The sequence below is a fragment of the Stenotrophomonas sp. STEN054 genome (genome assembly GCF_056854535.1).
This window is the reverse complement of record NZ_JBXFWG010000037.1, coordinates 33386-43180: the sequence shown is the minus strand read 5'-3', so window position 1 is coordinate 43180 and position 9795 is coordinate 33386. Positions and strand designations below refer to the sequence as shown.

The 9795-nt window shown below is 68.4% G+C and carries 10 protein-coding genes; 7 read left to right on the top strand and 3 right to left on the bottom strand.

Annotation, left to right across the window (positions count from 1 at the left end):
* Positions 1 to 441: 441 nt before the first annotated feature.
* Entirely contained in the window at positions 442 to 1485 is a 1044-nt protein-coding gene (locus tag AC1VXD_RS14525) for an oxidoreductase (RefSeq protein WP_482992633.1), read from the bottom strand.
* A 170-nt stretch (positions 1486 to 1655) separates the two neighbouring features.
* On the opposite strand from AC1VXD_RS14525, the gene AC1VXD_RS14520 reads away from it, so the two are divergent.
* From AC1VXD_RS14520 to AC1VXD_RS14505, 4 genes are all read left to right on the top strand, one after another.
* A complete protein-coding gene (locus AC1VXD_RS14520; protein WP_482992632.1) occupies positions 1656 to 2042 on the top strand; it encodes a BON domain-containing protein in 387 nt (128 codons plus the stop codon).
* A gap of 114 nt (positions 2043 to 2156) precedes the next feature.
* Complete coding sequence (locus AC1VXD_RS14515; RefSeq protein ID WP_482992631.1) at positions 2157 to 3971, top strand: sensor histidine kinase; 1815 nt, start codon at positions 2157 to 2159, stop codon at positions 3969 to 3971.
* Positions 3968 to 4408, top strand: a complete 441-nt coding sequence (locus tag AC1VXD_RS14510) for a response regulator (RefSeq protein ID WP_482992630.1) — start codon at positions 3968 to 3970, stop codon at positions 4406 to 4408. Before AC1VXD_RS14515 ends, AC1VXD_RS14510 begins: the two co-directional genes overlap by 4 nt.
* 4 nt (positions 4409 to 4412) lie before the next feature.
* Entirely contained in the window at positions 4413 to 5924 is a 1512-nt protein-coding gene (locus AC1VXD_RS14505) for an ATP-binding response regulator (protein WP_482992629.1), read from the top strand.
* 72 nt (positions 5925 to 5996) lie between these two features.
* Here AC1VXD_RS14505 and AC1VXD_RS14500 read toward each other — a convergent pair whose 3' ends face one another.
* Complete coding sequence (locus AC1VXD_RS14500) at positions 5997 to 6746, bottom strand: proteasome-type protease (RefSeq protein WP_482992628.1); 750 nt, start codon at positions 6744 to 6746, stop codon at positions 5997 to 5999.
* Between the two features lie 94 nt (positions 6747 to 6840).
* On the opposite strand from AC1VXD_RS14500, the gene folK reads away from it, so the two are divergent.
* Positions 6841 to 7326, top strand: coding sequence for a 2-amino-4-hydroxy-6-hydroxymethyldihydropteridine diphosphokinase (gene folK / locus AC1VXD_RS14495; RefSeq protein ID WP_482992627.1), 486 nt, complete (start codon positions 6841 to 6843; stop codon positions 7324 to 7326).
* An 89-nt stretch (positions 7327 to 7415) separates the two neighbouring features.
* Here the strand turns inward: folK and AC1VXD_RS14490 are convergent, their stop codons facing one another.
* Positions 7416 to 8153, bottom strand: coding sequence for a pteridine reductase (locus AC1VXD_RS14490; RefSeq protein WP_482992626.1), 738 nt, complete (start codon positions 8151 to 8153; stop codon positions 7416 to 7418).
* 58 nt (positions 8154 to 8211) lie between these two features.
* Between AC1VXD_RS14490 and AC1VXD_RS14485 the strand changes: the two genes are divergently transcribed.
* Positions 8212 to 9396 (top strand): class I SAM-dependent methyltransferase, encoded by a 1185-nt coding sequence (locus AC1VXD_RS14485; RefSeq protein WP_482992634.1) that lies wholly within the window; start codon positions 8212 to 8214, stop codon positions 9394 to 9396.
* Positions 9393 to 9785, top strand: a complete 393-nt coding sequence (locus tag AC1VXD_RS14480) for a VanZ family protein (protein WP_482992625.1) — start codon at positions 9393 to 9395, stop codon at positions 9783 to 9785. Before AC1VXD_RS14485 ends, AC1VXD_RS14480 begins: the two co-directional genes overlap by 4 nt.
* The last annotated feature ends 10 nt before the right edge of the window (positions 9786 to 9795 follow it).

The following is a 9795-nucleotide window of genomic DNA, read 5'->3' as shown; positions in this document are numbered from 1 at the left end:
CCTCCACCCACACCTTTGTGGCGCCCACCCCAATAAATACGCCCACCCTAACCGTGGGTGTGGGCCCCCCGGGCCCCCCCCCCCCCCGGCGCTACCGTGCTTTCCCAAGCCGATCGTTTCCACGCCATCCACGCATGGCGTGGCTCTACTGTGTCGACCAAGGTCGACACCTGCCAGATCCGAGGCCGTGCCGACCAACGGTCGGCACCCACCCACAGCGTCCACCATCAGCAGCAGGTTCCAACAGCCCGCAGGAAACTGTCGAAGGCGGGGTGGCTCAGGTTGCGGGAGCGTGAGCGCCATGGATGGCGCGACCGAGGCTACAGGGACGCACTTGCGCCGTCCCCCGCAACCTGAGCCACCCCGCCAACCCACGGAATGCACGGTTTTGACGTTGCCGTTGCCGTTGCGTTGAGCAGGTGCAGGGCGCAGCCCTGCCGATCACCCCAACACCACCCGCCGTCCTTCGCGCGCACTCACCATCCCCGCCTCCAGCAACCGCATCAGCTGCAGCGCCTGCCCCCCACTCACCGTCGGCTCGCCCTCGCCACGCATCGCCGCCGCGAACTGCGCGTACAGCCGCCGGTAGTCACCCGGCAGGTTGTCCACCGTCGTGCGCTGCACGTTGTCCTCCGCATCGTAGCGCAGCAGCTCGCCATGCCGCGGGTCGATGCCCCAGCCGGGCGCGCCCGGCGCCACGCCACGGCGCAGCTGCGCTTCCTGCACGTCCAGGCCGTGCTTGACCCAGCTGCCGTCGCGACCATGCACCGCGAAGTGCGGCGTCGGCGCGGCCACCAGCGAACCGGCATGCACGATCGCGCGGTGCTGCGGGTAATGCAGCACCGCATGGAAATAGTCGATGCCGCTGCCGCCTTCGCGCTGCACGGCCAGATCGGCATCGATCGCCTGCGGCCATCCAAACAGCACCAGCATCTGGTCCAGCAGGTGCGGGCCAAGGTCGTACCACAGGCCGCTGCCGGGTCCTTCCTGCTCGCGCCAGCGATCGCGCACCTGCGGCCGGTAGCGGTCGAAATGCGCATGGCATTCAGCCACCTCGCCCAGCGTGTCCTCGGCCAGCAGCGCCTGCAGGGTGAGGAAATCCGCATCGAAGCGCCTGTTCTGGAACACCGTGGCGATGCGCCCGGCATCGCGCGCGGCGGCCAGCACCGTTTCCGCTTCGGCCACGTCCAGCGCGAACGGCTTGTCGACCAGCACGTGCTTGTCGGCGGCCAATGCGGCAATCGCCAGCGGCGCGTGCTGCGCGTTCGGCGTGGCGATCACCACCGCGTCCACGGCCGGGTCATTGAACACCTCCTGCGCGGTGGCGCGCACGTGCACATCGCTGAAACGGCGCAGCAGGGTGTCACGCTGCGAGCTGACGATGCTGTGCAGGGCCAGCCCGGGCGTGTGCTGGATGAGCGGGGCGTGGAAGACACGGCCGGCCAGGCCGTAGCCGATCAGGGCCAGTTGCAGGTCGGGGCGCATGGACCGCTCGCAGGGTGGGGGAGACAAAGCGTAGAACGAGGCTGCGGGCAAGACAAAACTGAACGGTTACCGCTGCGTTTCGAGGATTCACGGCAGCGTGACCCCGGCCCGACGCCTGCAACACAGGCACCTGTCCACACTGGCAGCACATCCAGAAGGAGCACCGCACGATGAGCAACCTGACCCGCACCCTGATTGCTTCGTCCCTCACCCTGGGCTTGGCCCTGTCTTCCTCCGCAGCGTTCGCGCAGGATTCGATGGCGAAGGATCCGGCCAAGGCCGACCACAAGGCGATGACCCACGCGGATCGCCACGACTCCAACGAGCCGGTGACCGACAGCTGGATCACCACCAAGGTGAAGGCTGACCTGCTGGCCAGCAGCAATGTCCCGGGCACCGAAGTGAAGGTGGAAACGGTCAACGGTGTGGTCAGCCTCAGCGGCACCGTTGCCACCCAGGCCGAGAAGGACAAGGCCGTCACCACTGCCAAGGGCATCAAGGGCGTGACCCGCGTAGATTCGGCCGCGCTGAAGGTCAACGCCGCGGCCAAGCGCTGATACCGGCGCTCGCTTGAAGTGGACAGGGGCGTCCCGCAGGGGGCGCCCCTGTCGTGTGTTCGCGGAGTGAACGGCTGCGCTATATTGGCGCCATCGCTTCGTTGACGATGGATAATGGCGCTGGTGTTCAGTGATGACATCTGGGATCGTTGGCGGTTGCCTGCCCTGGCACTCGCTGCTGCTGCGATCATCATCGTCCCCTGGCTGACCCTGCGTCAGCTGCAGCAGGACAACGAACAGGCGATGGCCTGGGTCAGCCACACGCAGGCGGTCGGCGTGGCCCTTCAGCAGCTGCAGGCCGACGTTCGCGACGTCGAGTCGGCGGCGCTGACCCTGTCCAAGGGCGTGGATGCGCCCGGCCTGCGCGGGCGCATGGCCAAGGCCAACGACATTCCAGAGCGGCTGACCGAGCTGGCCCGGATGACCCGCGACAATCCCGACCAGCTGATCCGCATCGGCCGCATCGAATCGATGCTGGAAGGGCGCATGGCGCTGGCCCGCCAGCTGGCGCGCTCCGAACCCAACACTGACCAGCGCGTGCTGGTGCAGGACCTGAGCACGCGCTACCCGATCCGCGGTTTGGTCGAAGAACTGCAGGCCAGCGAGCAGGCGTTGCTGGCGGCGCGTGCCGAGAAGGCGGCACGCCAGCGCAAGCAGACCGAGCTGGTGTCGTGGAGCTCGCTGGTGGTGCAGCTGTGCCTGCTGGGCCTGGTGCTGTGGCTGCTGCAGCGGCAGATCGGCCGCCGCCTGCAGGCCGAGCGGCAATCGCTGCGCGCGGCCGCGCGGGCCGCCTCTGTGCTGCAGACCGTGCGCGAGCCGATCGTGCTGCTCGACCGCGACCTGCGCGTGCAGCTGCACAACCCGGCGTTCGCCGAACTGTACGGGCTGCAGGACGAGCGGGCCGACGGCACGTTGCTGGCCGATGTCGGCGAAGGCGCGTGGCAGGATCCGGTCGTGCGGCAGCGCCTGTCCGACGTGCTGCTGCGCGGGCGCGAACTGTGGGACTTCGAACACGAACAGCGCACCGACGGCACGGTGCGCTACATGCTCATCAACGCGCGGCGCATGCCGCTGCCCGACACCGATGATGAAGTGGTGCTGATGACGGTGAGCGATGTGACCGTGCAGCGCGCCGTGCAATGGCGCGTGGAAGAACTGAATCGCCAGCTGGAAGGCAAGGTGGCCCAGGTCTCGGAAGTCAACCGCGAACTGGAGGCCTTCAGCTACTCGGTGTCGCACGACCTGCGCGCACCGTTGCGCCACGTCGCCGGTTTCTCCGACAAGCTGTCGCGGCACCTGGGCGAGGGCGCCGACGAGAAGAGCCATCACTACCTGGATGTGATCTCCGGTTCGGCGCGGCGCATGGCGGCACTGATCGACGACCTGCTGGTCTATTCGCGGCTGGGCCGCGCGGCGATGCGCCAGCAGGCGGTGGACATGCAGACGCTGGTGGCCGACACGCGGGCCATGCTCGATGCCAACCTGAAGATCGATGCCGAAAACAGCGGCGTGGCCCACCACGTGGAGTGGAACATTGCGCCGCTGCCGATCGTGGTGGCCGACGAGAACATGATGCGCCAGGTGTGGCTGAACCTGCTCGGCAACGCGGTGAAGTACTCGGGCAACCGCGATCCGGCGCAGATCCGCGTGGACTACCAGCAGCAGGCCGATGGCGGCCATCAGTTCACGGTCAGCGACAATGGTGCAGGCTTTGACATGGCCTACGCCGGCAAGCTGTTCGGCGTGTTCCAGCGCCTGCACAAGGCTAGTGACTACCCCGGCACCGGCATCGGCCTGGCGAGCGTACGCCGCGTGCTGACCCGCCATGGTGGCCGCATCTGGGCCGAAGCCGCGCCCGACGCTGGCGCCACCTTCCATTTCTATCTGCCTCCGGCACTGGATGCAGTCAACCAAGGGTCTTCCGCATGACGACGCTGCGCACCATCCTCCTGGCCGAAGACAGCCCGGCCGACGCTGAAATGGCCGTCGATGCACTGCAGGAGGCCCGCCTGGCCAACCCCATCGTGCACGTCGAGGACGGCGTGGAAGTGATGGACTACCTGCTGCGCCGCGGTGCCTGGGCCGGCCGCGAAGAGGGCCTGCCGGCCGTGCTGCTGCTGGACATCAAGATGCCGCGCATGGATGGCCTGGAAGTGCTGCGGCAGATCCGCGAGCACGAGGAACTGAAGCGGCTGCCGGTGGTCATCCTGTCGTCCTCGCGCGAGGAAAGCGACCTGGCGCGCAGCTGGGACATGGGCGTGAACGCCTACGTGGTGAAGCCGGTGGACGTGGATCAGTTCTTCGGCGCGGTGCAGACCCTGGGCAAGTTCTGGGCGCTGATCAACCAGGCACCGGACGTCGAGTAAGGCCATGCCCTTGACCGGTCCGGCCCTCGGGGCGCTGCGCATCCTGCTGGTGGAAGATTCACCGGAAGATGCCGAGCTGATGTCCGAACAGATGCTCGACGCGGGCCTGGACGCCCGTTTCGAGCGCGTGGAGAGCGGTCCCGAGCTGCGCCAGGCGCTGGCCAGCTTCGCGCCGGACATCGTTCTGTCGGACCTGAGCATGCCGGGTTTCTCCGGTGACGAAGCGCTGCGCATCGTGCGTGAGGCCGCACCGGATGTTCCCTTCATCTTCGTCTCCGGCACGATGGGCGAGGAGAACGCGGTGGCGGCCCTGCAGAAGGGCGCCAACGACTACATCATCAAGCACCACCCGGCGCGCCTGCCGTCGGCGGTGGCGCGTGCGGTGCGTGATGCGCGCAGCGCGGTGGAGCGCCTGCGCGTGGAAACCGAACTGATGCGCGCGCAGCGGCTGGAGAGCCTCTCGCTGCTTGCCGCCGGGCTCAGCCACGACCTGCGCAACATCCTGCAGCCGCTGCTGATCATGCCGGACCTGCTGAAGGCACGTACGGAAGATCCGCAGCTGCATCACCTGGCCGACGTCATCGCCGAGTGCGGCCGCCGTGGCCACGAGATGGCCGAATCGATGCTGTCCTTCGTGCGTGGCTCGCGCAATCCCAGCGAGCGCATCTTCATCGATGATCTGTTCCAGGCCGTGGCGCTGCTGTTGCGCAGCAACGTGCCCGAGGCAGTAAACCTCGAGCTGAAGGTGCAGGACGAAGGGCTGGCGGTCGACGCCAATTACACCGAGCTGCAGCAGGTGCTGCTGAACCTGGCGCTCAACGCGATCCAGGCGATGCCGCAGGGCGGGCGCCTGGGCCTGACCGCCGAACATGCCGGCGAACGCGAGGGCGTGGACTGGCTGCGCATCGTGGTCGACGACGAAGGCATCGGCATGGATGCCGACACGCTGTCGCACCTGTTCAATCCGTTCTTCACCACCAAGGCCGACGGCACCGGGCTGGGCCTGATCTCCTGCAAGCGCATCGTCGAAGGTGCCGGTGGCAGCATCCACGTCAGCAGCCAGCTGGGGCAAGGCACGCGGTTCGAGCTGCGGCTGCCGATGCATGAGCTGGCCGAGGGCGGTGAGCCGGCCGAACAGCTGGTGGCGCTGGGCAGTGGCCAGTCGATCCTGGTGGTTGATGGCGAAGCCACGCGGCTGTCGCTGCTGGGCAACGCGCTGTCCAGCCAGGGGTATCAGCTGCAGCTGGCTTCCGACGGCCCGGCCGCGCTGCGCTGGATGCAGCAGGAAGCGATGCCGGCGCTGGTCATTGCCGATGCCGGCTCGCGGCTGTTGCCGGCCAGCCAGCTGCTGGGCGAGATGGCTGCGCTGGGCTACGCCGGCCCTGCGCTGGTGCTGGAAGAGGCCGCGGTGGAGCTGGACACCAGCGCCTTCCCGCCCGGCATCGACGTGCACGTGCTGCGTAAGCCGCTGCAGATGCAGCAGGTGTTCCGCGCGGTGGCCGAAGCGCTGGGTTGACACCGGGTCGCCGGGCATGGCCCGGCGCTACCGTCACCTTAATCCGGTAGCGCCAGGCCAAGGCCGGGGGTTTCATGCGTCGGTGCCGGGCGCTTCCCACGGAAACCGCGGCAGGCTCGCCACCGCCTGCTCCAGCCGCCGCGACCAGTTGTTGTGGATGTCGGCGTACAGCGGCGAATCGGCGGTGAAGCGCATCTGCTGGCCCACCTGCAGTTCGCCCTTGCGCAGCATCACCATGTCGATCGGCAGGCCCACCGATAGGTTGGAGCGGATGGTCGAGTCCAGCGACAGCAGCGCCGTGCGCGCGGCGTCTTCCAGCCGCGTGGCCGGGCCGAGGATGCGGTCGAGGATCGGCTTGCCGTACTTGGATTCGCCGATCTGCAGGTAGGGCGTCTCCGGCGAGGCGGCAATCGCATTGCCCAGCGGGTAGACCATGTACAGGCCCGGCTGCTCGCCGGCGATCTGCCCGCCGAAGATCAGCGTGGCCTGCGTGTTGACGCCGTCGTGGCCGTGTTCGGTGTGCTGGCACTTCACTTGGCTGTCCACCAGCAGCGCGCCCACGTAGGCGGCGGCCTCGAACAGGTGGCGCATCTGCCGCAGGTTGGGCGTGCGCGCTTCGTCGGCATCACGCTGCAGGCGCGAGACCAGCAGCTGGGTGGTGGCCAGGTTGCCGGCGGCCATCACTACGAAGGTCGCCTCGCCGGGGTACTCGAACACGTGCAGCTTGCGGTGCACGCGGACATCGTCCAGCGCGGCATTGGTCCGGGTGTCGGCGGCGAAGACGAGGCCTTCGTCCACCTCGATTCCAACGCAATAGGTCATGTGGGTGTCCTATCATGTGCGTCCCGGATTGTAGGCAGGCCGCCGTGACGATGGCATGCCCACCCCACCCCCTGAACGCCGTCACCGGAACCGCATGACCACCGTGCTCCTGAGCCTGGGCAGCAACGTCCAGCCCCGCCGCTACCTCCACGCCGCGGTGATGGCCCTGCGCGAGCGTTTCGGCGCGCTGCGGGTATCACCGGCCTACCGCACGGCCGCGGTCGGTTTCGATGGCCCGGCTTTCCTCAACAACGGCGTGGCGATCGAGACCGATCTGCCGCTGCAGGAACTGGACGACTGGCTGCACGCGCTGGAAGACGCGCATGGCCGCGACCGCAGCGGGCCGCGCTTTTCCGACCGGACGCTGGATGTCGACGTGGTGTTCTACGGCGACCTGGTGGTGGAAGGGCCCGGTCACCTGCGCATCCCGCGCCCGGAACTGAAGCATGCCTTCGTGCTGAAGCCGCTGGCGGACATCGCCCCGGACTTCATCGATCCGGTGAGTGGCCAGGATCTGGCCACGCTGTGGCGCGCGCACAGGCAGCATGGCGAAGCGTTCGAGGTCGTGGAGCTGGAATGATCGGGTTCGTTGCCGCTGCGCTCGCCAGGCATGGCCCGGCGCTACCGATCCATGTGGCCTGGTAGCGCCGGGCCATGCCTGGCGGAACGTCAACTGACCGTACGTCCGCCATCCACGCGCAGGGTGTGGCCGGTGACGAAGCTGGCCTCGGCCACCAGCCAGTGCACCGCCTCGGCGATCTCTTCGACGGTGCCGATGCGGGCCAGCGGCGTGCGCGCCAGCAGCGCTTCGCGGGCGAAATCGTCCTTGCCCTGTTCCGGCCACAGGATCGCGCCCGGCGCCACGGCATTCACCCGCACCTTCGGCGCCAGTTCCAGCGCCAGCGAACGGGTGGCCATTTCCAGCGCGGCCTTGGCCATGGTGTAGGCGACGTGGTCGCGCATCGGGTCAGTGCCGTGCAGGTCGGTCAGGTTGACGATGCAGCCCTGCTGGCGGCGCAGGTAGGGCGCGGCCGCCTGTGACAGCAGCAGCGGCGCGCGGGCGTTGACCGCGTAGAGCTCGTCCATGGCCTCGGCGGTGACCTGGCCGAACGGGGTGGGGAAGAAGTTGGAGGCGTTGTTGACCAGCGCATCCAGGCGGCCGAAGTGGGCCACGGCCTGCTCGACCAGGTCGGGCAGGGCATCGGCGTCGCGCAGGTCGGCCTGCAGGGCCAGCACGCTGCCCGGGCGGATGTTTTCCAGGTCGAACGCGGCCTGCTGCAGCTCGGCGCTGGATGTATGGGCGTGCAGCACCACCGACCAGCCACAGGCGTGGAACTGGCGGGCGATGGCCGCACCGATCCGGCGGGCGCTGCCGGTGATCAGGGCCACGGGGGCGGTGTCGCTCATGAGGGTCCTCCAAGGCTCGGCTATCCTGTGCACCATTGTCACCGCATTCGAAGACACCATGCAGCCCACCTTCCCCCTGCCTGAAGCCGACGCCCTGGCCCACAGCGACCAGCTGGCGGCCGCCCTGCGTGCCGAAATCCTTGCGCAGGGCGGGGCGATCCCGTTCTCGCGCTTCATGGAGCTGTGCCTGTACGCCCCCGGCTGGGGCTATTACAGCGCCGGCGCGAGCAAGTTCGGCGGCAGCGGCGATTTCACCACCGCGCCCGAGCTCGGCAGCCTGTTCGCCGGCAGCGTGGCCAACGCGCTGGCCCCGGTGTTCGCCCAGCTGGACGCGCACGCGCGCATGCTGGAACTGGGCGGCGGCACCGGTGCCTTCGCCGAGGCCGTGCTGCTGCGCCTGGCCGAACTGGACGCGCTGCCGGCACGCTACGCCATCCTCGAGCCCAGCGCGGACCTGCGCCAGCGCCAGCAGCAGCGCCTGCAGCAGAACCTGCCGCCCGAGCTGGCCAGCCGCGTGGAATGGGTCGACCGCCCGTTCGATGACGACTGGGACGGCGTGGTGTTCGCCAACGAGGTGATCGACGCGCTGCCGACCCCGCGCTTCCTGATCAAGGACGGCGAGGTCTACGAGGAAACCGTCGAGCTGGATGGCGAGGGCAACTTCATGCGCGGCGCGCAGCCGGCCGATGTGCTGCTCAACGGCGCGGTGCGCCACCTCGAACGCTACCTTGAAAAGCCCTTCGCCGATGGCTACCGCTCCGAAGTGCTGCCGCAGCTGCCGTACTGGCTGCAGGCGGTGGCGGGTGGCCTGCAGCGCGGCGCGATGCTGTTCGTCGATTACGGCTACAACCGTGGCGAGTTCTACCAGCACGACCGCGACGACGGCACCGTGCGCGCGTTCTACCGCCACCACGTGCACAACGAGGTGTACCGCTGGCCGGGCCTGCAGGACATCACCGCGTCGGTGGATTTCACCGCCATGGCCGAGGCCGGCCTGCACGGGGGCTTCGAGCTGGCTGGCTACTGCAGCCAGTCCAGTTTCCTGCTCGGCAATGGCCTGGACCAGGTGCTGGTGCTGGCCGAGGAGCGCACCGATGAAGTGGGCCGCATCCAGCTGCGCGACCAGGTGAAGAAGCTGACCCTGCCGACCGAGATGGGCGAACGTTTCCAGGTGATCGGCCTGCAGCGCGAGGTGGATTTCGAACCGGCCTTCGAGCTGGGTGACCTGAGCTGGCGCCTGTGAGCGCAGGGTTGCCGGTGATCAAGCCGCTGCGTCGGCCGCGGCTGTGGACCGCGCTTTGGCTGCTGGCGGTGCTGGTGGTGATCGTGGTCTGCCTGATTCCGCCGCCGCCGATCGACCTGCCCGAGAACGGCGACAAGGTCGAGCACTTCCTGGCCTATTTCATCCTGTCCGGCAGCGCGGTGCAGTTGTTCCGCCGCGGGACGCCGCTGCTGTGGGCGGGCGTGGGCCTGGTGCTGATGGGCGTGGGCATCGAGTTCGCGCAGGGTGCACTGACCAGCAACCGCAGCGCCGACCCGATGGATGCGCTGGCCAACACGCTGGGCGTGTTGTCGGGCCTGGCAACCGCCCTGACCCCGCTGCGCGACATCCTGCTGCGCTGGCGCGGCTGAGGTAGCACGT